26 protein-coding genes are annotated in these 26,853 nt (G+C 53.9%); 20 read left to right on the top strand and 6 right to left on the bottom strand.

Going from position 1 to position 26,853, the window contains the following annotated elements; translation table 11 throughout:
• Positions 1–228 precede the first annotated feature (228 nt).
• Positions 229–1,221: a DUF4003 family protein gene (locus HOP44_RS12950; RefSeq protein ID WP_172253970.1), complete on the bottom strand. Its 993-nt coding sequence runs from the start codon at positions 1,219–1,221 to the stop codon at positions 229–231.
• A 253-nt stretch (positions 1,222–1,474) separates the two neighbouring features.
• Here HOP44_RS12950 and HOP44_RS12945 point away from each other — a divergent pair, with 253 nt between their 5' ends.
• Both HOP44_RS12945 and HOP44_RS12940 read left to right on the top strand, forming a co-directional pair.
• Entirely contained in the window at positions 1,475–2,362 is an 888-nt protein-coding gene (locus tag HOP44_RS12945; RefSeq protein ID WP_172253969.1) for a fructose bisphosphate aldolase, read from the top strand.
• Positions 2,363–2,659: 297 nt separating this feature from the next.
• A complete protein-coding gene (locus tag HOP44_RS12940; RefSeq protein ID WP_172253968.1) occupies positions 2,660–4,363 on the top strand; it encodes a sensor domain-containing phosphodiesterase in 1,704 nt (567 codons plus the stop codon).
• Positions 4,364–4,505: 142 nt separating this feature from the next.
• Here HOP44_RS12940 and HOP44_RS12935 read toward each other — a convergent pair whose 3' ends face one another.
• The gene (locus HOP44_RS12935) at positions 4,506–5,045 is read right to left on the bottom strand and encodes a pyridoxamine 5'-phosphate oxidase family protein (RefSeq protein ID WP_172253967.1); all 540 of its coding nucleotides are present in this window, start codon (positions 5,043–5,045) and stop codon (positions 4,506–4,508) included.
• A 278-nt stretch (positions 5,046–5,323) separates the two neighbouring features.
• On the opposite strand from HOP44_RS12935, the gene HOP44_RS12930 reads away from it, so the two are divergent.
• Complete coding sequence (locus HOP44_RS12930) at positions 5,324–6,220, top strand: SDR family oxidoreductase (RefSeq protein ID WP_172253966.1); 897 nt, start codon at positions 5,324–5,326, stop codon at positions 6,218–6,220.
• Positions 6,221–6,598: 378 nt separating this feature from the next.
• Positions 6,599–6,733, top strand: a complete 135-nt coding sequence (locus tag HOP44_RS23005; protein ID WP_281367792.1) for a hypothetical protein — start codon at positions 6,599–6,601, stop codon at positions 6,731–6,733.
• Between the two features lie 58 nt (positions 6,734–6,791).
• Here the strand turns inward: HOP44_RS23005 and HOP44_RS12925 are convergent, their stop codons facing one another.
• Positions 6,792–8,327, bottom strand: coding sequence for a hypothetical protein (locus HOP44_RS12925; RefSeq protein WP_172253964.1), 1,536 nt, complete (start codon positions 8,325–8,327; stop codon positions 6,792–6,794).
• A 289-nt stretch (positions 8,328–8,616) separates the two neighbouring features.
• Here HOP44_RS12925 and HOP44_RS12920 point away from each other — a divergent pair, with 289 nt between their 5' ends.
• The 12 genes from HOP44_RS12920 (at position 8,617) to HOP44_RS12865 (ending at position 18,176) form a co-directional block, all read left to right on the top strand.
• On the top strand, positions 8,617–9,045 hold the full coding sequence (locus tag HOP44_RS12920) for a helix-turn-helix domain-containing protein (protein ID WP_216667578.1): 429 nt from the start codon (positions 8,617–8,619) through the stop codon (positions 9,043–9,045).
• Between the two features lie 73 nt (positions 9,046–9,118).
• Positions 9,119–9,466 (top strand): DUF4064 domain-containing protein, encoded by a 348-nt coding sequence (locus tag HOP44_RS12915; RefSeq protein WP_172253962.1) that lies wholly within the window; start codon positions 9,119–9,121, stop codon positions 9,464–9,466.
• Between the two features lie 24 nt (positions 9,467–9,490).
• Positions 9,491–10,012: a hypothetical protein gene (locus HOP44_RS12910; protein WP_172253960.1), complete on the top strand. Its 522-nt coding sequence runs from the start codon at positions 9,491–9,493 to the stop codon at positions 10,010–10,012.
• A 493-nt stretch (positions 10,013–10,505) separates the two neighbouring features.
• Positions 10,506–11,570 carry a hypothetical protein gene (locus HOP44_RS12905; RefSeq protein WP_172253958.1) on the top strand — a complete coding sequence of 355 codons (1,065 nt, stop codon included), beginning with the start codon at positions 10,506–10,508 and terminating at the stop codon, positions 11,568–11,570.
• Positions 11,571–11,582: 12 nt separating this feature from the next.
• A complete protein-coding gene (locus tag HOP44_RS12900; protein WP_172253956.1) occupies positions 11,583–12,464 on the top strand; it encodes a hypothetical protein in 882 nt (293 codons plus the stop codon).
• Between the two features lie 2 nt (positions 12,465–12,466).
• Entirely contained in the window at positions 12,467–13,966 is a 1,500-nt protein-coding gene (locus HOP44_RS23160) for an AAA family ATPase (RefSeq protein WP_216667577.1), read from the top strand.
• A 46-nt stretch (positions 13,967–14,012) separates the two neighbouring features.
• Complete coding sequence (locus HOP44_RS12890) at positions 14,013–14,261, top strand: hypothetical protein (protein ID WP_172253954.1); 249 nt, start codon at positions 14,013–14,015, stop codon at positions 14,259–14,261.
• Between the two features lie 21 nt (positions 14,262–14,282).
• Positions 14,283–14,924 carry a 4Fe-4S single cluster domain-containing protein gene (locus HOP44_RS12885; protein ID WP_172253952.1) on the top strand — a complete coding sequence of 214 codons (642 nt, stop codon included), beginning with the start codon at positions 14,283–14,285 and terminating at the stop codon, positions 14,922–14,924.
• A complete protein-coding gene (locus HOP44_RS12880) occupies positions 14,921–15,379 on the top strand; it encodes a hypothetical protein (protein ID WP_172253950.1) in 459 nt (152 codons plus the stop codon). The genes HOP44_RS12885 and HOP44_RS12880 overlap by 4 nt, the downstream gene beginning before the upstream one ends.
• A 19-nt stretch (positions 15,380–15,398) precedes the next feature.
• Positions 15,399–16,196, top strand: coding sequence for a helix-hairpin-helix domain-containing protein (locus tag HOP44_RS23155; protein WP_172253948.1), 798 nt, complete (start codon positions 15,399–15,401; stop codon positions 16,194–16,196).
• A 15-nt stretch (positions 16,197–16,211) separates the two neighbouring features.
• On the top strand, positions 16,212–17,933 hold the full coding sequence (locus HOP44_RS12870; protein ID WP_172253946.1) for an AAA family ATPase: 1,722 nt from the start codon (positions 16,212–16,214) through the stop codon (positions 17,931–17,933).
• Positions 17,934–17,945: 12 nt separating this feature from the next.
• On the top strand, positions 17,946–18,176 hold the full coding sequence (locus tag HOP44_RS12865) for a DUF2997 domain-containing protein (protein WP_172195825.1): 231 nt from the start codon (positions 17,946–17,948) through the stop codon (positions 18,174–18,176).
• A gap of 98 nt (positions 18,177–18,274) precedes the next feature.
• Here the strand turns inward: HOP44_RS12865 and HOP44_RS12860 are convergent, their stop codons facing one another.
• Positions 18,275–18,730 carry a GNAT family N-acetyltransferase gene (locus HOP44_RS12860; RefSeq protein WP_172253944.1) on the bottom strand — a complete coding sequence of 152 codons (456 nt, stop codon included), beginning with the start codon at positions 18,728–18,730 and terminating at the stop codon, positions 18,275–18,277.
• 236 nt (positions 18,731–18,966) lie between these two features.
• Between HOP44_RS12860 and HOP44_RS12855 the strand changes: the two genes are divergently transcribed.
• The gene (locus tag HOP44_RS12855; RefSeq protein ID WP_343059876.1) at positions 18,967–19,887 is read left to right on the top strand and encodes an AraC family transcriptional regulator; all 921 of its coding nucleotides are present in this window, start codon (positions 18,967–18,969) and stop codon (positions 19,885–19,887) included.
• Between the two features lie 133 nt (positions 19,888–20,020).
• Positions 20,021–21,538, top strand: a complete 1,518-nt coding sequence (gene melA / locus HOP44_RS12850; RefSeq protein ID WP_172253942.1) for an alpha-glucosidase/alpha-galactosidase — start codon at positions 20,021–20,023, stop codon at positions 21,536–21,538.
• 475 nt (positions 21,539–22,013) lie between these two features.
• On the opposite strand, the gene HOP44_RS12845 is transcribed toward melA, so the two are convergent.
• Together HOP44_RS12845 and HOP44_RS12840 are read right to left on the bottom strand one after the other, a co-directional pair.
• Positions 22,014–22,646 (bottom strand): type 1 glutamine amidotransferase family protein, encoded by a 633-nt coding sequence (locus HOP44_RS12845; RefSeq protein ID WP_172253940.1) that lies wholly within the window; start codon positions 22,644–22,646, stop codon positions 22,014–22,016.
• 172 nt (positions 22,647–22,818) lie between these two features.
• Entirely contained in the window at positions 22,819–23,415 is a 597-nt protein-coding gene (locus HOP44_RS12840) for a hypothetical protein (protein WP_172253938.1), read from the bottom strand.
• 228 nt (positions 23,416–23,643) lie between these two features.
• On the opposite strand from HOP44_RS12840, the gene HOP44_RS12835 reads away from it, so the two are divergent.
• Together HOP44_RS12835 and map are read left to right on the top strand one after the other, a co-directional pair.
• Positions 23,644–25,752: an elongation factor G gene (locus HOP44_RS12835; RefSeq protein WP_172253936.1), complete on the top strand. Its 2,109-nt coding sequence runs from the start codon at positions 23,644–23,646 to the stop codon at positions 25,750–25,752.
• A gap of 125 nt (positions 25,753–25,877) precedes the next feature.
• On the top strand, positions 25,878–26,627 hold the full coding sequence (gene map / locus HOP44_RS12830) for a type I methionyl aminopeptidase (protein ID WP_172253934.1): 750 nt from the start codon (positions 25,878–25,880) through the stop codon (positions 26,625–26,627).
• The last annotated feature ends 226 nt before the right edge of the window (positions 26,628–26,853 follow it).

Genomic DNA, 26,853 nt, shown 5'->3' with positions numbered 1-26,853 from the left:
TCGGTGGCTATCCGCCAACACGCAGACCATCCAGCACCTTTCCCGGCAGACCGGGAGGTGCTTTTTTTGCGCGGCGTGCGGGTCCCTGTTTTCAGCTTATTTTCAGAAGGCTTCTTTTAACAAGGGGCGCAGGCCTTTCCGGCAGGAAGGAATATGCCGCGGAGGAGCCGAACCGTGCCGCAAGCTTGGAACCAAATGTTTTATGGGATTCTGCCCGTCCTGCCAAGGTCAGCTTGAAGAAGAGGAAGTGTTGATCGCCGCGATGGCGGCGGTGCTGGCAAGCAGGGTCGCCTGTTGGGCGATGACCAGATTCGTAAGCGCAGCGGAGATCGCCGGCGCTGTCAGGTTCCGCCGCGCTTCCCCGACGCTGCGCGAGATTACGACGCCGGAAGCGAGCAGCAGCAGTTCCTGCTGCAGGACGGACCAACTGCCGAATCCTTTTTGATCGCGCAGATACGTGCAGGCTTCTTCGATTTCGTCGACGATCGCACCCGTTTCGGCCGGAAGCAGCGCCAGCAAGCCAAGCGAAGGCAGCAGATACTCTCTGTCCATTCGCAGTTTGCGCCCGCGCAGTCCTTCCCGCAGCTCGGCCAGGCGCCGCGTCGTATCAAGGCCCGCATCGCCCAGAACAAGGACCTGGGTCAGTGCCTGCAGCCGGTTGCTGGCATGGAATTCCGGCTTCAGTTCGGTATAAAACTGCTCCATGCGCTTCAGTGCGGGACCCGGTTCGAGTGTCGACAATCCGAGCATGGCGGCAAAGATGTAATCGTCGTGCGACGTCAGAAAAGGATGGTTTTCTTTCATGCCGTCGTAGAAAGTTTTCGCGCGCCCGATCGTTTCGGCACGCCGCGAAGGTTCCGTATTCCTGGCAATTTCGTAGGCGGCGACCACCAGATAATCGGAAGCCGTGAATTTATGGCTTTTCATTTCCTCATAGACATCAAGCGTTTCGTTCAGCAGAGCCTGCGGGTCATTCTCCAGCGACAGCATGGCGGCAATGCCCGGCGCGAGATTGCCCCGGAACATGGAGAACACCCCGGTACTCTGCTTGATTTGTTCCTGACAAGCACGGATGGCGGCCGGATCGGCTTCTTTTTCCTCGGCGGCGTACAGCATGGCGGCCAGACGGGAAATATTCGCGCTCTGCCAGGCAAATTCCTTTTTGATCGCGTGCATGTTCGACACAAGCAGTTGAAGACGATTCTCATCGATTGGATTCATTATGGCACCTCTCTTGACAAAAATAGGATCGGGACGAACCCTCGCCTAAAGTGTACCATATTCCGCCCGAAGGAAAAGCCGGAGGCTTGGCATGGAGAAAGTCTTTCCCTACCGGCGCTCCGCTGCGCAGGGGAAACGGATCAATCTTCGGAAAAAGTTTGGCTTCCCCGCGACCGCTGCGGAGTCTTTCGGGTAATGAATAAGTGGAACTGCGGATAGAAGCTTGGCATTTTACGGAGAAAGGAAGATGGAGATGAACGAGAAACAGCTGGAAGTGATGCGCAGCGGCAAAGGATTCGTGGCGGCGCTCGATCAGAGCGGAGGCAGTACGCCAAAAGCCCTGCTGCAGTACGGAGTCGCGGAAGATACCTACTCGGACGAGGAAGGCATGTACAGCGCCGTACACACGATGCGCACGCGGATCATCAAGAGCCCGGCCTTCAACTCGGAGCGTATCCTGGGTGCGATTTTGTTCGAGAATACGATGGACCGCGAGATCGACGGCAAAAAGACCCCGGATTATTTGTGGGAAGAAAAAGGGATCGTGCCTTTTCTCAAAGTCGATAAAGGACTGGACACGGAGCAAAACGGCGTGCAGCTGATGAAACCGATGCCCGATCTGGACGGACTGCTGGAGCGTGCGGTTGAACGGCATATTTTCGGAACCAAAATGCGTTCGGTCATCCACCATGCAGACTCAGCAGGCATCAAGCAGGCCGTCGAGCAGCAGTTCGAATTCGGACGCCGGATCTTCGCGGCCGGGCTTGTTCCGATTATCGAACCGGAAGTCGATATTCTCAGCGCCGACCGCGAAGAATCGGAACGTCTGCTCAAAGCGGAACTGGTCGAACAGCTGGCGAAACTGGAAGACGGCGTGCTCGTGATGCTCAAACTGTCGATTCCGGCCGTAGACGGCTTCTACGGCGATCTGATGAACGATCCGCATGTGGTGCGCGTCGTTGCGCTGTCGGGCGGATATACGCGCGAGGAAGCGAACGAACGTCTGACCCGGAACCCGGGGCTGATCGCCAGTTTCTCCCGCGCGCTGGCAGAAGGCGTCAGCTTCGGACAAACCGATCAGGAGTTTGACGAAACGCTGGCGCGTTCCATCGAATCGATCTACGAAGCGTCGATCAAGTAGCAGAGAAGAACAGCGTCCGGGGACCTCGGACGGATTCGTTTTAGGCGGCCGTGTCCGCCCCGTTTATCCAAATGGGGCAGATGCGGTTTTTTCGGTTTTATTTATAGTTATCCGCAAAATTTAGTTGAGGGAAATTGAATTTTGGAGCATTTAAACGCAAGAGGTAAAAAACGCAGGAAAACAAGCGAATAAAGTAGGAATATTTGCTTACAGACGATGTGACAGCTGCTTACTTATTGTTTATAATGGGCTCATATATCCACCACGAACGCAACCCAAGACCTATGGAGGCTTATTATGAAACCGATGAAGGAACAGCGGGAAGACCTGATCCGAATCACATCCAAGACGCTGTTCTCGCTTCTGCACTCCGTCATCGACGCCAATACCTTTTTCACGGCTTATAACAACGGCAAGCAGAATATGATTCTGAGCGCCTGGAACGCCGAAGAACAGCTCGTTCAAGAAGGCAGCGTCATTCCTTATTCGATCTCGTACTGCAGCCTGGTGGGTCATCTTGCAGGCCCGGTCATTATCGAAGACACCCTGCTGTCGCCGCTGACGCGCGAAATGCCGATCACGTCCAACATCGGCAGCGTCAGCTTTGTCGGTGTGCCGATCCGGTTGGAGAACGGCGACCTGTACGGGACGATCTGTGCTATGGATCGGACCCATATATTTACCGCGGAAGATGCCGAACGCCTGATGCATGTCGCTTCGGTCGTTTCCGGCCTGATTCAACTGGAAGAAACGACGTATTTCGACGATCTGACCGGATTTTTGCGGTACAGCGCCCTGGAATCGATTTATGAACGGGAACTGGGCGGAGCGCCGAAGTCGGTGATCTTCATGGACCTGGATAATTTCAAGGAAGTGAACGACGATTACGGACATACGGCCGGAGACCTTGTCCTTCAATCTCTGGCGGAAGCCATTCGCAAAGCGGCGGACGAAGACTGGCTGCTGTGCCGGTACGGGGGAGACGAGTTTGTGATCGTGCTGCCGACCGACGATCCGCAGCAGGTTCGGGCGGCCGTAGAGCGCCTGGTATCGGCTTTTCGCAGCGAAAATATGCCGTTCTCCGCTCAGGAAGAACCGCTCACACTGTCGATCGGGGCTTGTCTGGAAGCCGGATCGCTGCGCGAATATATCGAGCGGGCGGATACGGCCATGTACCGGATCAAGAAAGGCGGCAAAGCCGGAATGGTCATCTTCCGGATCGAGGACCAGCAGGCGGAACTGGATATGCGTCAGGCGCTGCAGGGCGGTGAACTTGAGCTGCATTTCCAGCCGATTGTCGGAGCGGAAGACGGGATTGCCCGGTCTTACGAAGCGCTGCTGCGCTGGAACCATCCGCAGCGGGGCATGATCTCTCCGGCCGAAGCGATCGCGGCGGCCGAAGAAGCGGGTTTGATCGAGCAGGTCGATCTGTGGGTGCTGCGCCAAGCTTGTATCGCCCAGCGGATTCTGCAGCCGGAGAAACGGATCCATGTCAACATTACCGTCAGATCGCTGCGGGATCCTTATTTTGTCGAGCTTGCGGCCGAAGTGTTTGCGCAGACCGGCTGTCCGCCCGGCAAAATCGAAATCGAATTGAACGAGACTACCCAGCGTTTGGACGCTTCGCATATTCTGCCGCAGCTGAATACGCTCACCCAGTGGGGCGTCACTTTCTCGCTGGACGATCTGGGCAGCAGTTCTTCTTCGGGAATCGGCCTGCTGCAGGAACTGCCGGTTCATACGCTCAAAATCGATCGCGGACTGATCCAGAACGCGCAGACGAACCGGATCAGCCGCGCGATGATCCGCGGCGCGGTCGCGATGGCGAAGGAATTGGGATTGTCCGTCATCGCGGAAGGCATCGAGACGCAGGAGCAGCGGGAAATGCTGCTGTCTCTGGGCTGTTTGCAGCTTCAGGGCTATTACTTCTCCCGACCCCAGCCGCTGGACAAGCTGCTTCAAGATGAAGCGCCTTTCTGGCAGACAGCCTGCGGGGAATAAGAGCCGAGGCCGCACCGGCGTCGGTCGGCGTTTCGCAGAATCGGCAGCAAAAAGGATTCCCGTATTCGGCGGGAATCCTTGTTTGACGTTTCGTGATCGCCTATCCGGCTGCGTTATCGCTCGGCGGGAGTTGGGTAATCCGCTATCGGCCTTGCGGAGAGTGGGGGGCGGATTCCAGATCGACCGTTTCGTTGAGGCCGGGTTCGGACTTGGGATCGGAACCTTTGCCAACCGCTTTTTTGAGCAGATGGGTCATCATTTTCACCGCGCTGCCGCTTTCCCAATACTCCGCGGTTTCCGTTTGAACGCGGATCAGTACGAGATTGGGATCGTCGTACGGCGTACCCAGAATCTTCTCGTACATTTTGTTCCAGAGTACTTTTTTGCGGGCATCGTCTTCCACGAATTCCGCTGTTCCGCTGATCGAGACATAAGATTTGCCGGCATACGCGAGATTGACGCGGGGATCCTTGAGAATCTCGTCGTATTTGGACGTATCTTTTTTCGTCAGAAACCACAGGTCGCCGTCGAATTCGATATGCTGCGTCTTCATCGGACGGGATACCAGGCCGGTATCGGACACGGTGGTCAGCATGGCCGTTTCGATATCTTTGATGAGATCCCGTACGGTCTCGATCGCTTTCGGATCCGAAGTCGGCGTGTGCTCGTTCAAGTTGGACATGGGGGTTCGCTCCTTTCCCGATTGCGTTCCGGGTGTTTGCTAAACCCTTAAACGCGATGTGCGGCCGGTAAACGTTTATCGGCCTGCGATTTCGAATTGTTCACACAGGATTGAAATTTTGCCAAACAATTTACGCGGTACCCGAAGAACCCTCGTTTAAATCGGAATTATGGCGGTTACATAAGTGACGAGTACGGCGGTGCCGAGCGGGACATTCCGCTGCATCGGCCGTTCGTTCAATCCCAACCATTTTCGTATACTCGAGGAGGCATTCAATCATGAGCGATTTCTACAAGATGCAGGACCCGACGACGCAGTATCCGAAAGCCGGACCGGAATATGAACAGCAGCAGGAAGGCCCGGGCCTTCAACAGGAAATGAATCCGATTCCCGACTCGGGCGAGACGACTTATGTCGGCAAAGAGCGTCTGGTCGGCCGCAAAGCCGTCGTGACCGGAGCGGACAGCGGCATCGGCCGCGCCGCGGCGATCGCTTACGCCAGAGAAGGCGCCGACGTGGTGCTGTCGTATCTGCCGGAAGAAGAAGCGGACGCCAAGGAAGTCGTGAAGCTGATCGAAGCCGAAGGCCGCAAAGCGGTCGCGATGCCGGGTGACGTGAAGGACGAGAGCTACTGCGTAAACCTGATCGAAACGGCGGTCAAGGAACTCGGCGGCATCGACATTCTGGCAATCGTGGCGGGCAAGCAGCAGTTCCGCGAGAGCATCGACGAGATCACGACGGAGCAGTTCGACGAGACGTTCAAGACGAACGTCTACGCCATGTTCTGGCTGTGCAAAGCGGCGATCAAGCATATGAAGCCGGGCAGCTCGATCATCAATACGTCGTCGATCCAGGCATACAGCCCGTCCGAGATCCTGCTGGACTATGCCACGACCAAAGCCGCGATCAACACGTTCAGCAAAGCGCTGGCGCAGCAGGTCGGCGAGAAGGGCATCCGCGTCAACGTGGTCGCACCGGGTCCGGTCTGGACGCCGCTGCAGGTCGCAGGCGGACAGCCGCCGGACAAACTGCCGGAATTCGGCGCCCAGACTCCGCTTGGACGTCCGGGACAGCCGGTCGAAATGGCTCCGGCTTACGTCTTCCTGGCCAGCCAGGAATCGAGCTACGTGACAGGCGAGACGCTTAATGCCAACGGAGGCATGGTTTCGCCGTAAGGGGAAGCCGCTTGGATGCGTAGATAAAGCAAGGCCTGTACGGGCGGCTCGCCGCCCTACTTAGTGCAAGAACCCTGGCCGATTTCCGGCCGGGGTCTTTTCGTATTTTGCAAACCTTGGAGGCGGACGAAGAACCGAAGGTTGTACATACCGACTCCAAAAAGGAGGCGCAGCATCGTGAAAAAATGCAGGTGGTTCTGGCCGGTTTGTTAATGGGTGTCACGGCCGGAAGAGGCGCGCAGGTGGGGATGACCCGAACCGAGCTGATCGATTCATACGGAGATGCTTATATGAAAGAGACGGGGCCTGGGCATCTGGACTATTTACTGCGGTATCGACGCCAAGAAACTGCTTCAAGATCCCAAAAAGGATCTGGCTATGGGCAGCGAGGAAGACCTGCAGAAGACGCATCTGATCTCGGTCCAATTGGACGGCGACGAAAAAGCGGGGTTTATCTCGGTCATGGACCGGCGGCGGGCCGTCAGGGTGGATCGAGGAGACAGGCCGCTTTGAGCGCGAAAGTGAAAAAAGGCTGTCCCGGAAACCGTGCAGCGGTTCGGGACAGCCTTTTTTAAAACTTTTCAATCCATTTATCAATGTCTTCTACATCAAGATCTTTTGGTTTGATATTGGCGAAATCTTTGAATGCTTGATCGAAAGGTTCCATTGCGTGAATCAGATTATAAGCTGTATTGGATTGATTATGCCTGCTTTGAGTAAGAAGTTGGCGGCTGGCTTTTCGGAACAAGGATTTTTGTCGGACTTCCTTGTTGAAGTGATAAGTCCATTTGTACAGGCTGCCGAACAAATTGTCGGAATCCGGCGCCGGATCTGTCGAAGACAGGAAACCGGAGTACTGTTCCAACAGCGCAGACTGCTCTTTCCAATAGGCACCGCGCAGCATAACAACAGGTATCAAACGAAGTTTTAATCGCTTCAGCTCTTCTTCATCGCCTTCTTCAATCTCCTGCGAAGCGTCGATTCCTTTATGTCCGAAATATAGGCCGACTTCATTTAGCTTGATGCGCAAAAATGGCTTCAATGTAAACTCCGCAATCAATAGAATAATCAGATACAAAGCGGTTCTGCCTTCTTTTACATCTTCTTCTTCAAGAAAAAAGTCTTTGTAATCTGCATAATCCAGCTTAGTTTCATACGATTCCCGGCCTAAATTAAACGGCACTTCTCCGCTGTCACCGTCTCCAACAAGATTATCCAGCAGCGCCATCCTAAGATCAGAATTTCGGACGAGGGTAAACAAAGCCGCGATTTTCACTAGAGCATCGCGTTTTGATTTATATTCCGGATTTTCCTCCAAGCCGGCCTGCGCGAGTCGGGCGGCGGCATATTCGAGATAACAAGTATTCAGCTCGCCCTCGTACAGTTCCAGATCCTGCTCAATGTCCTGCTCGCTCATAAGGTCTTTCAGGACGGCTTGAAAATGTTTGTGCTGCTGCCGCATCCGCCCTCGCCGTTCTTCTTTGGCTATGTCATTGGGATGCGGATGCAAAAACAAGTCCTGACGTACAAAGCGGCGAAAAAAACGATAGCCCGAGCCTTGACGTCTACCCAGCTTACTCCATTTTCGGTGCAGCTCACTTTCGTTCTCCAACGTCGACGGTCCGTAATTCAATTCAAGCGGCATCTTCCCGAATATGCGCCGGACTGTTTCTTCTTTTTGTTCGTCGCTTAGTTCAGAAGATGAAGAAGACGCTCCGGCTCCCATCCCATTGTCGTTCAAATACAGGATTGAATTCTCAAACGTTGTGAGCCAGGTGCTTGGATCCATAAAAATCAGTTCTTCCAACAGATCACCAAGCGTGCGCCCAAACAAGGTATGGTCTTCATATAATGTCATCAGCTCGATCTCACGCACCGTCAGATGAGACGTCTCTTCGTACAGTTGACGCATGGCATGCATTTTGACTTCTTCTTCGATCCATTCCGTATCCAGCTCCAGATACATGCAGGCGTCGCGCATCGGCTGTCCAATATCTACTGCCCGCAGAATCGAATCCAAACTCCATTCCTTGTAAATCTCCATAAAATCGAATTGGAAGTCGCAAGTGTCGATTATAAATTTACGAATTGCCCGACTTCTAGCCATTCTATCAGCTCCTTTTCCGTGCATTAGGTTTGCATATGTAACTGTGTACAAATTGTGTCTATTTCGGTTTTTGAAAAAGTAGTTTCGAGTAAAACGTGTCCTTTTTGTGTCTTCTGAACATGTTTGACTGCTTTGAATACCTTATTTGTATAAAGATTTTTCTCGATCGGCCTTCTTGCTTACCCGTTTAACAGGTTCAAGAGACCTTAAAGGCTCATGCTAAGCTCAATTCAAGCCAAAAAGGAGTGTGAATAGTGACGATCGTCACGAAAGGCAGAGGATTTTGTCCGTGGGTAAAATTTCCTTCTTATTCTATGATGAGGAAAGAGACAAAGTAAAGTGGGCGGTGAGGGGGATTTCTGGTTCGAAAGACATACGATTGGGCTCGAAAATACGCAAGCTCAGAAAGCAGCAGCATATGACACAGGAGCAGTTGGCGGAAAAGGCTGAAATCGATATCTCCTACTTAGGTCAGATCGAACGGGGAGTCCGACAATCGCCAAGCATCTTGATTGTTGGACGACTTGCAAGTGCACTGGGGGTTGGCGAAGGCGAGCTTCTGGAGAGAAGCCGAATAGATATTCCGAATTCCAACCATGATTCGGATATTCCTCAAAGAATCGCTGAAGAGTTGGGAAAGCTAACCCCCAAGGAGCAGCAGTTGTATGATCAGATTTTTCGAACTCTTCTGGAATTGTCGAATGTCAGAAAGCGATAGCTCTAACAGTCGGGTTTATTTTGCTGATTAGCGAGTGGTTATATCAAATCGTATCCATAAAGGAGAAATGAATATGTTTGCTATGGGATTGGTTGGAGGGGTTTTTGGAATTATTGCAGCGATTGTAGCTATGATGATCGGAGGACTGGATGCAGCATTTTCCGATACGGGAACGTCGGAAATTAGCGGATTGGCTATTTCGGCTTTGTTGTTCAGCATTTTAGGCATCATTGGTGCGGCATTTTCCAAAAGCAAGCCCAAATTGGCAGGTTGGCTTATGCTGATTAGTGCGATCGCCGGTGTCATTAGCATCTCGATGTTCTACATTTTATCCGGTGTGCTGTTGGCAGTAGCAGGGTTTATGGGCATTTTCTCGAAAAAGAAGATTAAAGAAGTTCCAACGGCAGCTCCTTTGCCTTAAGCGAAAAACGGAGGAAATAAAAAAATGAAAATAACGATGAAGTTGGGTTTGATAGTGCTCGGTGTATCGGTCATAGCCGGGTGTTCTTCCACCTCCACAGATGCCGATATTCGGCATGAGACAGATCAAGCCGTGCAGACGGCTTCCGATCAATTGAACAATCTGGCGAATCTGACGGACGAGCATGTGCAGTCCGTCAAGAACGGGACCATGAACGGCCGCGATGACGTCACGATCGGTGAAGTCATGGACGCTTTCTTTGATGGACCGACGTGGCAGTACTTCTCGGGTACAGATGAGGATACGGAAGAAACATACGACGTAGTCGAATTCACCGGATATTTCCTTTATAACGAAAAGTCCGCCAAAGCGCGTATTCAGTTCCTTTTGCATGAAGACGGTACGTTCGAGATGGGGGCGGGATCATACAATGATATTGATCAGTCGGAGTTGGTGCTGGGGCTGCTGATGGATAAGGTGTACGAGACGTACGATGCGGGGAATGCTCCCGACGCCGGTGAAGAGGACACGACGGAACAGCCGTAAAAGTCGCATGTGGATACGGATTGTGGAGTCGGAAGGTAGTTCATTCATAGGGGAATAAAATAATCTGAGCACTTATTAAGAGGAAGGCTAGTATGTTTAAACGAAATCGGGTACTGCGGTGTTAGAGGGGAAGTGGAATGCGACTGCACGGGCGGGTTGGGTAAACAGGCTGCTGATGACGATTGTTATGCTTGCGGAGGCAGCGGTACCCATAGCTGCCCTGCTTGTAAAGAAACGGGGCGAGTGAGCGATTAAATTAGGCGAATGAAATTTCAATTATTTCCAAGCTAGTTCATCCGAACTAGCTTTTTTTGACGGATCATTCAGGTTTCGGAACGGAAAAAGACGAGAATATCACTGAGTCTAAAAGCCTAAAAATTCCGTTCAAGTTATTAAGCGATCGTGCTATAGTTAGAAAATGGTATATCAAGATAGCAGATAAGGGGAATGGGCCATAGTGGAAAAAGAAACGTCAGGATTACGAAGCTTTTTTATGGAAACGGCCAAGGCATATATCAGTTACAAAAGCTCCGGCAATGTCGATCTCAAAATATTTATGCGCCAGCAGCTTGAAGCCGCAGGCGTATATCGCGGAGAAAACGAACTGGCGGAAGCGATTGACGAAATAGATGAAACTTTTTCCAGAATCGATGCCAATCATCGTGAAATTCTTGAATACAAAAAGCGCGGAATTGCAACGAGCCGATGGATAGAAGAGAAAATTTCCAAGCTTCAGAACGATTATGCTCCCGGCGATAAACAGCAGATACCTGAAGTTATCCATCAGTCGATAAATCAAGCTACCCTAAAAGTTATCGAACAGGCCGATTTCATCGAAGGACCGGTGCAGTTGGAACAGCCGGCAAGTTATATATTCGAAGACCTGAATAAAAAAGCGGTCTCGCAGGCCATTCAACGGGCGGTCGGACAAAACCAAGCCGCCGATTGGGCCGAAGATGCCGGGGGAAAGGCCGAATACGTAGAAGATCATCCGGCCGCGGGCATATTCCGGGATTTTGTCGCTTCCAAGCTGGGAGAGCCTTCGGCGGCCGAGCAAACAGCCAGAACGATCGTGGCGACGTCCGCGATCAAGGCGGCCAATGCCGGATACCTCAAGCCTTTGGCCAATAAGTCGCCTGCCGAGATCGCGGCGATGGTGGATAGCGGCCTTACCCGCATCAAGATCGGTTACAAGATCGCGAACGGAGAAATAAAAGTTCCGGACGCGATCGAATACGGCGTCGATCGTGCCGCGGCTCGGGCCGAGGCTGTCGTTTCCCAAGCCTGCCGCAAAGCCGGGCGCTTCATGGGAGAGAAGATAGGAGCTTTTATCGGTTCCGTATTCGGTCCGGCAGGAACGGTAGTCGGCGGAACGGTCGGCAAAGTAGTCGGAGATATCGTGGGACAGCAGGTCGGCGAGAAAGCCAATCAAGGCGTTCGGAAAGTCGCCGAAGCTGCCAAAGAAGCCTGCAAGGAAGCATGGAATGGCGTTAAAGCCGCGGCGTCGAAAGCATGGAGCGGATTGAAAAGCGGATTCAAAAGTTTATTCGGCCGATAAAGGAGTATAAAGATGGCTAAAGTGATCAAGTTCAATCTGATTGTCGACGGTAAAAGCATTCGAACGTTGGCGGATCTGCGCGATAACTTCAATGTGGACGACGTGTATGACTTGTATAAAACCGGCGTGTTAAAAAAGTGGCTGGACGTTCGGGGGTACGAGCAGGAAGCCGAGGCGGTTGAAGCATTGACCGAACGAAAAGAAGAAAGTTTGTTCGACATAATTCCCAAGTTGGTCAAAATATTTATCGAAGTGGACGATTCCAATCTAAACCGGCATGCACAAGAAAGTTATGCAACCGTTCTGAAATTGTTTAACGACAGCAAATTAAAAGAAGCGCAGGAAAATGGATTTCAAAGCGATTTGATTATCCGAAAATACCATTCCGCTTATCAAAATATCAAAGAAGGCATAAAAACCAATCCGCAAAACTTTAATTATATTAAAAGTTATTTGCAAGAAATAGAAAATCGCTATATCGAACTGTTCAAGCTGGATCATCAAAATTTTTACGAAAACTACAAAGAAGATAAGCCGCTTGTTATTTTCCTGACACTGTCGAATCCGCGCCTGCGGGCCGTATTGTGGGAAAACGAAGAGATCAAAGAAGACATTCGGAATTCGTATTACGATGCGGAAGCAGCCTCCCCGAAAGCAGGACCGCATATAAAAACATTCATTGGTTCTACGAATGGATTGTGGAAGTATCTGGGCGACAAAGGGAAAAAGTACATGGTCATCCATTTGGATAACGGAGCCTGCAGGGTAGGCGAAGAACGCGCGAAAAATAACGATTATTCTTCGGACGATATCAATGGAAATTATTTGATTCTGGAAGAATTGCTGTTCAAATCGGATTCTTCTTATCTTAGCGTCACCTACATGGAGGTATAGCCGTGCGAACCAGCATGCTTAGCAAGCTCGAATCCTACGTAGACGCTTTGCGGACGATTATTTACATCCATTACTTCGATTTCGACAAGATCGATTCGCTGATTTCGGAAATATCGGATGAAGTTTCCGTTTACGAGTTCAATAATGCCGACGGCTATGTCGATTTCAAGACCAAGTTATCCAAAGGCGATTACACGCTGGAACAATTCCTCAAATTTCTGGACGAGCCCGGGGATGAGCCTTCGTTCATCGTTCTGAAAGATGTCCATCATCTGTTGGAGGAACCTGTGATCGTGGCGAGACTTAAATCTATCGCGGCCAAAAACATGCATCACGAAGATTTTCACTGCACCGTATTTATCGTCTCCAGCAAGCTGGTCATTCCGACCGAATTAAGCCCTTATATTACGCTGCTTGACGTCCTGCTGCCTTCTTTCGAAGAGATCGACGACATGATTCGGAAGTTCGCCGATGCCCAGCAGATCGAAGTGGAAGAAGACGTCCGGAAGGAGCTGGTCCTTTCTTTCAAGGGACTGAACGAATTCGAAATCACCCAGATTCTGAATTTGGCTTATCAGGCGGGCGGCGTTATCAATGCCGAGGACAAAGAACTCGTGCTGCAGGAAAAAGAGCAGATGATCAAAAAGTCCGGCATGCTGGAGATCGTGAACTTTAAAGAAGACTTGCACGACATAGGAGGCCTTGAAAATCTCAAGGAATGGCTTAAGAAGAAGTCGAAAATTTTTAAGCATTTGGACAAAGCACTCAGCTTCGGCGTGGACATGCCCAAAGGCGTACTGATCGTGGGGATGCCGGGCTGCGGAAAAAGCCTTGCGGCGAAAGCGACGGCCAAACTATTCGAGGTTCCTCTGCTGCGGCTCGATATCGGCAAACTTTTTGGCAAATACGTAGGCGAGAGCGAAGAAAACATGCGCCGCGCGCTAAAAATCGCAGAAGCGGTCAGTCCCTGCATCTTATGGGTGGACGAAATCGAAAAAGCCTTTTCCGGAGTCGGCGACGGGGGCGGCGGAAACAGCGTGACGACGAGACTGTTCGGGAATTTCTTGACCTGGATGCAGGATAAAGAAAGTACCGTGTTCGTGGTCGCGACAGCCAATGACATTTCCAAGCTTCCGCCGGAATTCTTAAGAAAAGGACGTTTCGACGAATTGTTCGCCGTCGACCTTCCGCATGCCGAAGAACGGCGGAATATTTTCGAAATCCATCTCAAAAGGCGTAAGCAGTTCAATCGGGAAATCGATACGATCCGGTTGATTCAAAATTCCGAAGGTTTTAGCGGAGCCGATATCGAAGCCGTGGTCAAAGAAACGATCGAAAATGCGTTTATCGAAAACAAACCCAAAATCACGACGGAAGACTTGGTGAAAGTCCTTAAAGAAACGAAAAGCATATCCGTCTCGCTTAAAGATAAAATTGTCGAGATGCGTGCTTCCATGAAAAGGATGGACATTTCCGCCGCAAGCCAAAATTCTTCGGATTAAACACGTTTCGCGCGGCACTCAATAACACTTAAAGGAGAGAAAATCATTGCTTTATCTTATTGCGGGAATTATTCTGCTTGTCATCCTTTTCACTTTCGGCCCGGCAGGCCTGCTTGCGGCAATCGTTGGGTTCATTCTCTGGCGGATCGGAGCCTTGGCCTTTATTTTCAACATGATTAAAAAAATTTTTGAATGGATTCTTATACGGGTTATGAAAATATATGATAAGTTTTTTGCCGAAGACGAATCCGTTTCTTCCTATCTGTTCGACTTCGGACGTGTATTGTTATCCTAATCGCGAAGACCGGAGGTTTTTATGTTACCGATTCGTCTTTCCAAAATCAAAACGAGAACGAGCGCGGAAGGTCCGGGCCTGCGTTACGCCATTTGGGTGCAGGGCTGCCCGATTCGCTGCAAAGGATGCTTTAACCCGCACACCTGGGATTTCGGCGGCGGGTATTTGTCCGACATGGAAACCGTTTATGAAGACATCAAACGTACGGCCGACAGCACGCCCGATTTGTCGGGCGTGACGTTTCTCGGCGGAGAACCTTTCGAACAGGCGGAGGCGCTGAGCGCACTGGCCGAGAAAGTGCAGGCGGACGGGCTGGGAGTCGTCACTTTTACGGGTTACGAGTACGACCGGATTTTGAAGTCGGCGAACAGCGACGCTTGGAGAAAGCTGCTGCGGCATACCGACCTGCTGATCGACGGCCCTTATATCGAAAGACTGCATGATTTGAGCCGTCCCTGGGTCGGATCGAAAAATCAGCGCTATCGCTTCCTTACCGACGTCTACCGGGAATATGAAACTAAGCTGGAAGAAGTACCGAACAAGCTGGAAATTTGTTTGCATCCGGACGGAACGGTCTCGGCCAACGGAATGGCCGGACCGCTCGATCTCCGGATGCTGGAGAGCCTGATGGAATTCGACGGGAAGGCGGGAGAAAATCGATGAGCCTGGAAATTCTGCTGGTACCGCTGGCGATTGCGGCGACCAAAGAGATTGCCGAAGCGATCATGAGACAAACGGATCGACAAAAGGACGTCGGGTACGTGGAAATCCAGACCCGAATGAAAGACGAGAACCTGCTCAAACAAGCGTTGAAAGAGTGGGACACCGACTTTCGTCAGGTTGAAGACGCGGCGTCGCTGCGGCTGGATACCCAAAACGAGGCCGTATTCACGGTGAACGAGGAAGGTCGTTACCTGCTGCTTTTGCCTCAAACGGCGGATCTGGAAAAGTACGCAAGTTGGATCGAAGACGTGGAACGCTCTTATACCCACTACTTGCAGCAGGCCGTTTACCGGAAGCTGCTTGAACGCGCCGAAGAGCGGGGAATGACGCTGGAAAAGGAAGAACTGATGCAGGATGATTCCATTCAATTGACTTATGTGCTGAACGGAAAATAAAAACCAAAGGATGATCGACGTGACCACCTACACAAACAGGGGAACGAAATGGGAATGGGCAGCAAGCTGGTGGATTCTGTTGACAATTGTGCCCTTCGGCCTGACTTCTTTTATCGGATTCATTTACGCGGGATCGGCGACGGGCAACCGCCGTTGGACGATGTACGGTTATGCCTATCTTGCCGCCGTCATTGTTGCGATGCTGACTACGGCTGTCGGAATCGGCGCATTTATCGCAGTAGCTGCATGGGTGGTCTCCATCATACATGCCTTCAAGATCCGGCCTGCTTTTCTGATCCAGCTGGACATGCGAAATCGAAACAAAAAGGCGTTGAATGAACAGAAGATATCCCGACTTCGTCAAGAAGCGGAAAGTCTGCTTAAGGTTCAAGATCAAGTGCCTCCCGTCAAAAAGCAGGTCTCCAATTCCTACAGCAAAGAAACGGATTCCGAAAAGGTTCGCAACGAACTGCATGATACACTCGATTCGTTGAGCCGGCGTCCGCCTTTGGTCGATCATGCCGACTCCAATGCGGGGAAGATCGGACCGGAGGCGAAAGTCCGTCCGAAAATCGACGCGAACCGAGCATCGGAAGCGGAACTTGCCTCCATTCCGGAAATCGGCATCATATTGGCGAAAAAGATTGTGCTTAAACGCGAAGAAATCGGCGGGTTCGTATCCTTCGAGCAGTTCTCGCAGTCGATAACGCTTAGGGAACAGGCGGCGGCCAAGCTTGGAGAGCAGCTTATGTTCGTGCCGCTCGAATCGCCTCAGACCGACAAAGAACTTAAACAAGGCCGCATGATCGACTTTTAAGGAGGAACCCCACCGATGACCGTTCGCAAAAACAACGAGGAATTTCGTAATCTGGTCGCCAATTTGATGAAAGCCCGCTTCCCTTATTTGTATATCCAGACGTGGGAAGAAGACCGCGTCCTTTCGGTGCTGCGTTCCGTGGCCCAGGATGCCGAGCGCATCAAAACGCCGAGGGAAGTACTGACGTGGACAGTAACGACAGGCCTGCTGGACGGAAAAAGGGGAACGTTGGGAGAAACCAAAACGCCGCTCAAAGCGCTGGAGTATATCGAAAGGTACGGCAAACCCTGTATCGTCGTCCTTCAGGATTTCCATATCTATATGGGAGCCTCGGGCCGTCCGGCGGACGTTCAGGTGATTCGAAAACTCAGGGATATGCTGCTTCCGATCAAACAAAACGCCAATCCGATCAACGTCATTTTCGTCTCCCCGTTCCTGACGCTGCCGGAAGACCTGCAAAAAGACATCACGATCGTGGACTTTAATCTGCCCGCTTTCGACGAGATCAAAGCAAGCCTGGAAGAGCTCATTTACTTTAACGAAAAAAGCGGCAAGATCAAGATCGACCTGAACGATAACGGAAAAAAGCATCTGGCGACAGCAGCGCTTGGATTGACTTTGTCGGAAGCGGAAAATGCTTTTGCGAGAGCGATGGTAGAGCGGGGACGCTTAACGATTGAAGAAAGCGAGATCATCCTGGAAGAAAAAGAGCAAATCATCAAAAAGACCGAAATTCTCGAATTCATCAGAAGCGACCTGAAAATTCAGGACGTCGGCGGACTGGACAATCTGAAACGTTGGCTGATCAAACGCAATAAATCGTGGTTGGACGCCGCCCAACAATACGGCCTGCCTTCCCCGAAAGGCGTGCTGATTACCGGCGTTCCCGGCTGCGGCAAAAGCCTGATCAGCAAATCGATCAGCTCCATGTGGCAGCTTCCTTTACTGCGGCTCGACATGGGGAAGATTTTTAGCGGCCTCGTCGGCAGCAGCGAAGAGAATATGCGCAAAGCGATCAAAACCGCCGAAGCGATTTCGCCGTCCATTTTGTGGATCGACGAAATCGAAAAAGGCTTCAGCGGAATTTCCGGCGGCGGCGATAGCGGAACGGCGGCGCGCGTATTCGGGCAATTTTTGACCTGGATGCAGGAAAAAACGAGTCCGGTATTCGTCGTGGCGACCGCAAACCGGATTCACAGCCTTCCGCCCGAACTTATGCGAAAAGGAAGGTTCGACGAAATTTTTTTCGTGGATCTTCCTACGGCAAAAGAACGCAAAGACATTTTGCGCCTGCATATCAACAAGCGATTGACCAGCATAGAAGCCAAAGGGAGCTTTGTGCTGACGGAGGAAATCCTGGAGAGTTTATCCGGCAAATGCGAAGGTTTCGTCGGCGCGGAGATCGAGCAGCTGGTGATCGATGCTTTGTTCGAAGCCTATGCGCAGAGCCGCTCTATTCGTACCGAAGATTTCGAAAAAGCTATTATCAATACGGTTCCGCTGTCCGTCACGCAGGCCGAGCAGATTCGCGAAGTTCGGGAATGGGCAAACGTCAGGGCGGTTGCGGCCACGCCGCAGGAGGACCGGAGCGGATACAAGCACGATGCCCTTCCACCCAAGCGGCCGGATGGAGAAAAGCCTGCATTCCCGGGATCGCCGGCAGCTCCGCCTGCATCGCCGCCGGCGATCGAAGACGATATCGTGCTTGTACGCGGCGGCCGGACGATCGATTTTTAGAAGGAGGTTTCCATGGACGAAAAGTTGCTGATCCGCATTTTTGCGGATGGACGCATTCAAGCCGAAACCAAAGGGATCAAAGGAGAAAAGTGTACGGACATGATTCCCCTGCTGGAAGAACTTTTGCAGGCGGAAGCGATAGAGGCGGAGTATACGAGCGAATTTTACGAGACGGAGCAGCGGGAAGAGCAGTTGGAGCATGAACAAACGCCGACTGTGAATGTTCGCGGAGAAAAGCGATGACTCGTCGGTGAAATGATACAAATAAGCACTCTCAAATGACATGAAGAACCCGTCCGGGAATCCCATGACTATTTGAGAGTGCTTTTTCGATTTCCGTGTTACAGCTCTTTCGTCATAAACATACTATGAGGATCCGCCGCATAATCCCCGAACGGCCCGGACTCCGTGAACCCGTGCTTCTCGTACAGCTTCCGTGCCGGGGCAAAAGCATCCATCGAACCCGTTTCCAGACTGATCCGCTTATAGCCGCGCCCGCGCGCTTCTTCGAGGATATGTACCAGCAGTTTCTCCGCCACGCCTTTGCGCAGATGCTTCGTGTCGGTCTTCATCGATTTCAGTTCGGCATGTTCGGGATCGAGTTCCTTGATCGCGCCGCAGCCGAGCAGTTCTCCCTGGTCCCACAAAGTCCAGAACGTGATCTCCGGCTTGCGCAGCTTGTCCAGATCCAGGGCATGGATACTTTCCGGCGGCGAATGCAGCGTCATGCTGTGGAGATGGTCTTCGAGCAGCGCCGCAATTTCGGGGCCTTGCAGATTGTCGATTTGGATATGCATGCAGGTTCACTCCTTGAGAGGTTTTCTTTCGTTTATCTATTTTAAACCGGATTTTCTCGGGGAACAAGCAGGAAAACTTACGTCATAGCAGGAATTGATGATTTGCATCAGTTATTTTTCGGGAAAAAGGCAGGAAAGATAACATGAAGTCCGTTTTCCAAGACGTTTATCGGGAGTTGACCCTTCTTCGGACGGCGTTATAAGGTAAAGGAAATGCGACAACAGGAGGAGAGGAAGTGACGGGAACAAGCGGAAGCCTGTTTGGACGCGAGCTGCTCGAGAGCGGGTTAGGCCCGCATTTTCATGCCTATTATTACAAGCAGTGGGCATCTTACCGGATGGACTATCATTGCCACGATTCCACGGAGATCATGTATTTGATGACCGGAAGCTGCATTGTGGATGTGAGGACGGAAGCCGGAAACGAGGAGCGTTATACGCTTAAAAAAGGCGAGCTGATCCTGCTGGACGCCGGCGTCCCTCATCGTCTTATTGTCGGAGAAGGTACGGTCTGCCGGATGCTGAACGTGGAGTTCTCCTGGGCGCCCATTTCGCCCGGCGACGAGAGTGCGCCGAGTATCGGCATGCTCGCCCGTGAAGAACCGGCGCTGGCCGAGCTGCTGCAGATGCCTTTTGACAGCCTTGTCCTGCCGGATCCCGAGGAAGTGCTGCATACGCTCAAGTCGCTGGTGCTCGAATTGGATCGGCAGCAGGGCGGGCAGAACGTGATGGTGCGGCTGCTGTTCGCGGAGCTGCTGCTGCGTCTGGCCCGGCTGCGGCGGGAGCAGCTGCATTCGAGCCGCCAGCACGCCCAGCATTATGTGCGCGCCGCGATCGAATACCTGCATCAGAACTATGATCGCGGTATCCAGGTCAAAGAAATCGCCGCCGCCGTCAATCTGCATCCCGGCTACCTGCACCGTCTGTTCAAGCAGCATACGGGGCGTACACTGACGGATTATCTGAACAATCTGCGTATGGACAAAGCCAAGATGCTATTGGCAGGCAGCTTGATCCCGGTAGCGGATATCGCGGACTACGTGGGTATCGCCAGCCGGCAGTATTTCCATCTCTTGTTCCGCAAGTACAGCGGCTGTACGCCGACGGAATACCGGGAACGTGTCGAGAGCGATTCTTGGAAGAAGGAAGAAAAGTGAGGATTCTTGACACTTATCCGCTTAAGTGGTCACGATATTGATAACGCTTTCCCAGTCCTCCCTGCTAAGATGAACGTGCAGGTTAATCTTAAGCCGCCGGGCAGTGACCGAAGCGGCGAAAGGGGCAAGACGGATGTCTTTTAAAGTGACGTTTATCGGGGCGGGCAGTATCGGATTCACGCGGGGACTGCTGCGGGATCTGCTCAGCGTGCCGGAATTCGCGAATATCGAAGTCTCGTTCATGGATATCGACCGGCGCAATCTGGATATGGTGACGGAGCTGTGCCAACGGGATATCGACGAGAACGGACTCTCGATCCGTATCCGCCCGACGACGGATCGGCGCGAAGCGCTGGACGGGGCCAAGTACGTATTTTGTACCATTCGGGTCGGCGGCCTTGAAGCGTTCGCGACCGATGTGGATATTCCGCTCAAGTACGGCGTGGATCAGTGCGTCGGCGATACGCTCTGCGCGGGCGGCATCATGTACGGACAGCGCGGAATCGCCGAGATGCTGGAAATCTGCCGGGATATCCGGGAGAAGGCCGCGCCGGACGTCCTCCTGCTCAACTACTCCAATCCGATGGCGATGCTCACCTGGGCGTGCATCCAATACGGCGGCGTGCGCACGGTCGGGCTGTGCCACGGCGTCCAGCACGGACACCATCAGATCGCGGAAGTGTACGGGCTCGACAAAAAGGACGTGGATATCATCTGCGCCGGCATCAATCACCAGACGTGGTACGTATCCGCCAAGCATGAAGGCCGCGATCTGACGGAAGGGCTGCTGGACGCGTTCGAGCGGCATCCGGAATACAGCCGCACGGAGAAAGTCCGCATCGATATGCTGCGCCGCTTCGGTTATTACAGCACGGAATCGAACGGGCATCTGAGCGAATACGTACCGTGGTACCGCAAGCGCAGCGACGAGATTCAGGATTGGATCGACCTCGGCAGTTGGATCAACGGAGAGACGGGCGGTTATCTGCGGGTATGCACGGAAGGGCGCAGCTGGTTCGAGACCGATTTTCCGAACTGGCTCCGGGACCCGGCGTTCGCCTACGGAGCGGAGCATCGCGGCGAAGAACACGGCTCCTACATCGTGGAAGGTCTGGAGACGGGCCGCGTATACCGGGGACATTTCAACACCGTCAACAACGGCGTGATCTCCAATCTGCCGGCGGATGCGATTATCGAAGCGCCGGGGTACGTGGACCGGAGCGGCATCTCGATGCCGGTGGTCGGCGACCTGCCGCTCGGCGCGGCCGCCGTGTGCAATGTCAGTATTTCCGTCCAGCGGCTGGCGGTGGAAGCGGCCGTCCATGGCGATGATAAGCTGCTGCGTCAGGCTTTCATGATGGACCCGCTCGTCGGTGCCGTCTGCAATCCGAAAGAGATCTGGCAGATGGTCGACGAAATGCTGGCGGCCGGAGAGAAGTGGCTGCCGCAGTACGGCGGTGCGATCGCGGCGGCCAAGGAACGTTTGGCAGCCGGCAATCTGATTCCGACGCGGGCAGACAGCCAAGGCGCGGCGCGGCTCAAGGTGAAGACGGTCGAAGAGATGCAGCAGGACCGCGACGCGGCGAACAAAAACGCGGGCGAGTCGGACAAAGGGAAAGACCGGGAGAAAGTGCAGCCGCAGCCGTCTTGACGGCCGGCCGGCACGAAGCCGTGCCGGGAACGAAGCCGACGAAGCCGACGAAGCGAGTGCGGGGTCCGCGGGGATCAACGAAGTCACGAGACCGAAGCATGTGCGGCAATCGCAGGGGCAGCAAAGCCGCAGCGAGTGAAGTCTAAGGAATCGCTGTATCGCTAATTCAGCTTTTTCGGACATTGGGTAAATGTAACGAATCCTCGTATCGCTGTTCGCTTCTTTTTGGCCGAATCTGCCGCTTTGGAGCGAATTAGCGTGATAAGGATTCGTTAGCCGTTAGCCGTCAGCGTGCGGGGCCGACGCCCGATTTAAAGGGCAGCGGCGAAGAGCGGAAATAGCGGAAATTCGCGATACGGGAAAATAAGAAAAAGCGAAAGTCTCCACCTCCGTGGAGCTTTCGCTTTTTGGCGCGTCCGGCCGTTCGGCCAACGGCTGCTTCGCCAACGTTTGCGCCGCAGGCCGGGCTGCGCGCTTAAGTCCGTGCCTGCATCGTTTCCATCAAAGCATAGAAATGGCGTTCCTCGCCCGTGTTGAAATAGTTGTACCAGGCTTCCAGGGTTTCTTCCGTGAACAAGTCCAGCATCGCGATCACTTCGCGCGCCAACAAGAGTCCGCCGGTCGCGCCGGTGGTGATCAGATTGCCGTCCGAGACGACCTTCTCATCGCGATAGTGGGCAGACCCCCGGTAGGAAGGGCAGAACAAATTGAGATATTCCAGTCCGTTGCTCGTATGCGGACGATGATCCAATAGGCCTGAATCGGCCAGAGCCGCCGTGGCTCCGCAGATCGCCGCGACCCTGCCGCCCTGTTCCAGCAGTTCTTTGGTTTTTTCGATCATCGGCAGGTGCTCCGGATTCGTCCAGGTGTTTGCTCCCGGCAGCAGCAGGATCGCGGAAGTATCGTGCGTGATCTCGTCTACGGTCAGATCGGGCAGAACAGTCATACCGCCCATGGTGGTAATCGGACGCTTGGAAGCTCCGACCGTTCGAACGGGAAGGCGGCTGCCCGGAATTTTGAAATACTGCCCCGAGTTGAGCTGCGCGGTGACCCATCCAAGCTCCCAATCGGCCATTGTATCCAGTACATAAACATAAGCGTATTTCATAAAAGTCCTCCTTGGGAATCGGTTGTAGTTGGTCATCGTGTGCAATCTCAGTGTAGACGTTCAACATGGACAGCATAGTGTCGAGGATACAAAAAAGAGTGAAGGTTCGCCTCAGCGTACAATCGCTCTTTTTGGCGGAGAAAGCAAGCGTAGGAGAAGGAGGAACTCCTTGTCAGGGCAGCGGCGTCAGATAGTCCCGAATCCCGTCGTCCGTCTGGTATCCTTCGCGAAACATGACGTTCGTCCCATCGTCGGCCAGCATGAACGTGTACAGCACCGGCTCGCCCGTATCGAACACCACTTTGTAAAAGGTCGGGTCTTTCCCTTCGACATTCGAACGGTAGTTTGGCGTATAGGTCGTATATTGGAGCAGCCGGATCAGCGGCTGCACGGCCTCGCCGGATACGACGCGTAAAGGTTGAATCTCACCGAGGCGATAAATCGAAACCGAAGAAGGTTCGGCCCGCAGCGCCGCTTGGAAGCTCTCTTCCGGCAGCCTTTCGACTTGTTCGCGTGCATACAGCTTGTATCCGCCGATTTGATCATCCGCGCGTACCGCGAGCACATCTTCCGCAGCGAACCCTTTCACCCGATACAGCTTCGTCCCTTTTTCCAAAAAGGCGGCGTCTCCCGGTTTGCTTCGGTAGCTTGAATCGTGTACGTTTTCGTCCAGCTTGTACCTTACGGTCGCGATCACTTCATCCGTAACGGTATCGGGATCGCGCAGCACACCGTTCCATACGCTTTCGTAGATTCCGTCTTCCGTCATGACGAAGTCCACCCAGTCGATGACACTGCCGTAACGCGCGTTCGAGCATCCCGAGGATAAGCACAAGCAGAAGAGCAGTATTCCCGTGACCCATCGAGCCCTTCTTTTTGCAGCCGCCGAATTTCCCATCGCAGTCCCTCCCTTTTTCTGATGAACGCGCTTGACCGAAGCTTTGTTTCCCGGGTACGGTAAATGCAGAATACGATTTCGCCAAAAAGGAGCTTTTCCATGAACAAAACGATCGGCATGCTGGCTCACGTGGACGCGGGCAAAACGACGTTCGCCGAGCAGCTGCTTTATCATACGAAGAGTATCCGCACCCGGGGACGGGTCGACCACCGGGATGCTTTTATGGACAGTCACGATATCGAACGGGCACGCGGCATCACCGTGTTTGCGGGTCAGGCGGTCATGCCGTACAACGGCTCGACCTATTATCTGCTCGACACGCCGGGGCACGCCGATTTCTCGGCCGAGATGGAACGCGCGCTGCGCACGATGGATTACGCGGTACTGCTGCTGAGCGCGGTGGAAGGCGTGCAGGGACATACGGAGACGGTGTGGCAGCTGCTGCGGCGTTACGGGGTCCCGACGTTCTTTTTCATCAACAAAACGGACCGGGAAGGTGCGGACGTGCAGCGGGTGACGGAAGAAATCCGCAGTCTGCTGACGCCGGATGTGGCCGATCTGACGGATCCGGCGGCGGAAATCGCGGATAGAGAGGCCGGAGAACGGAACATCGGGAGCTCGGAAGCAAAATTCGCGGACGAAGGGCAGTCCGAACTCGACCGTCCTTCGTCCGCGTCCCGCCCGCTGCCGCCCGTCACACTCTCCGACTCTCTCAAAACCTTTCTGGCCGAACGCGACGAGCCGCTGCTGGAAGGGTATCTGGACGACCGGCTGACGGAGCACGAGTGGACCGAAGCGCTGATCCGGCTGATCCGGGAAGGCCGCGTGTATCCGTGCCTGCACGGCTCGGCGCTGCTGGATATCGGCGTAACCGATTTTCTGCGCAAGTTCGACCGGCTCACCGTCACGGATTACGCCGCGGCGGATGAAGACGAGGATACCCGGAAACCGTTCGCCGGCCGAGTCTACAAGATCGGACACGACGGGAACGGAACCCGGCTCACGTATATCAAAGCTCTGCAGGGGTCGCTTGGCGTGCGGGAATTTGCCGCGTATGCGGACCGAAGCGACGGCGCGGCACGACCCGGCGTGCGTGAAGAGAAAATCACCGGCATCCGGATCTGCAGCGGCGACCGGCATACCCAAGTCGACCGCGTGTACGCCGGCGAGCTGTTCGCCGTGACCGGACTGACGCAGGCGCAGGCAGGCGATGGAATCGGGGACCTGCCAGGCGAAGTCGTGCCGTTCGGGATGACGCCTACGCTGACGGCAAGCGTTGCGTTTCCGCGCGAGCTTCCGGTTAAGGACGTGCTGCGCGTATTCCGGATGCTGGAGGAGGAAGATCCGGCGCTCGGCGTGATCTGGGAAGAGGAACTGCAGCAGCTCCAGATCCGCGTCATGGGCGCTATCCAGCTTGAAGTGCTGAGCGCCGTGCTGCGGGAAAGGTTCGGCCTGAACGCGACGTTCGGCGCGCCGGAGATTCTGTACCGCGAGACGATCGCGGCGCCGGTGACGGGGTACGGGCATTTCGAACCGCTCAAGCATTACGCCGAAGTACATCTGGAGATCGAACCCGGCGAGCGTGGCAGCGGCGTCGTATTTGAAGATGCCTGCCATGCGGACGATCTTCCCGTCGGCTACCGCAATCTGGTCGGGCAGCACGTGACGGAGCGCGAGCATCACGGGCTGCTGACGGGCTCTCCGCTGACCGACGTGAAAGTTACGCTGCTCACCGGCCGGGCGCATAACAAACACACGCACGGCGGCGATTTTCGCGAAGCGACGCTGCGGGCGCTGCGGCAGGGGCTGGAGCAGGCGGACAATATCCTGCTGGAGCCGTGCTACCGCTTCCGGATCCGCGCGGCAGCCGAGCATCTCGGTCGCCTCATGCACGACGTCCAGCAGGCGCACGGGATCTTCGATCCGCCGGAACTGAGCGAGACGCACCTGAGCCTGACCGGAATCGTGCCGGCCGCCTCGTTCATGAATTACGCGGTCGAACTGGCGTCCTATACCCGGGGCAAAGGCATGCTGAGTCTGACCTACGGCGGCTATCGCCCCTGCCATAACGCGGACGGGGTCATCGAACGGCGCGGCTACGACAAGAACGCCGATCCGCTGTATACGTCGTCATCGATCTTCTGCGCCAAAGGGGCCGGTTATTCGGTGCCGTGGGACGAAGCGGAGGCGGCGATGCATCTGCTGTAAGGTTGCATCGGCAGGCGCTTGATTCCAAGCACGCAGACGTCGTTTGTTGCGTCCTTTTTCAAACGGAGGTATCCTTAATTGAAGAAAATAGTCTACCCAATCCATAAGGAATCGAGCGATAAATCATGATTACACTCAAAAGCGAACGCGAAATCCAGATGATGGACGCGGCAGGGGATCTGCTGGCAGCTTGTCACAAAGAAATCGCCAAAATGATCAAACCGGGCGTCACGACGATGGAGATCGACCGGTTTGTCGAGAAATTCCTCAAACAGCACGGCGCGACGCCGGAGCAAAAAGGCTACAACGGTTACGAATATGCGACCTGCGCGTCGATCAACGACGAAGTCTGCCACGGCTTTCCGCGCCGCCAGCCGCTCAAGAGCGGCGATATCGTCACGATCGACATGGTCGTCAACCTGAACGGAGGGCTGGCGGATTCGGCCTGGACGTATGCCGTCGGCGATGTGTCGGATGAAGACAAACGCCTGATGGAAGTGACGCTGCGCGCGCTGGAGCTGGGCATCGCGCAGGCGGTCGCCGGCAATCGCCTTGGCGATATCGGCCACGCGATCCAGAGCTATGTGGAAGGCGAAGGCTTCTCCGTCGTGCGCGAATTTACCGGGCACGGCATCGGGCCGACGATCCACGAGAAACCGCAGGTGCTGCATTACGGCGAGCCGGGCAAAGGCCAGCGTCTCAAAGAAGGCATGGTCATCACCATCGAGCCGATGGTCAATGCCGGCGTCTGGCAGACGTCTCGGGACTCCAACGGCTGGACGGCACGGACGGCGGACGGCCGCAATTCGGCGCAGTACGAGCACACGCTTGCGATCACCAAGGACGGTCCGCGGATTCTGACGCTGCAGGACTGACTGCGAAAATTGAAAAGAGCACGGAACCGATTGTGGTCGGTTTCCGTGCTTTTTTGCCGTACGGCGAGGCGGAGCGGAAAAGAAAGCCGGAGCGGCGAAAGGATAAGCTCCCGCAAGCCCCGGCCGGCCGCGCGGATAGGTCGTGACTTTCTCTTCACCAAGCCGCAACAAATGCCAAAAAGCGCTTTGTCTCCGAAAGAGACAAAGCGCTTGGATCCAACAATCT

Source organism: Saccharibacillus deserti (assembly GCF_013618475.1).
Classification (GTDB): Bacteria; Bacillota; Bacilli; order Paenibacillales; family Paenibacillaceae; genus Saccharibacillus; species Saccharibacillus deserti.
Note: the sequence above shows the minus strand (reverse complement) of the source record. Positions and strands in the feature narration are given on the sequence as shown.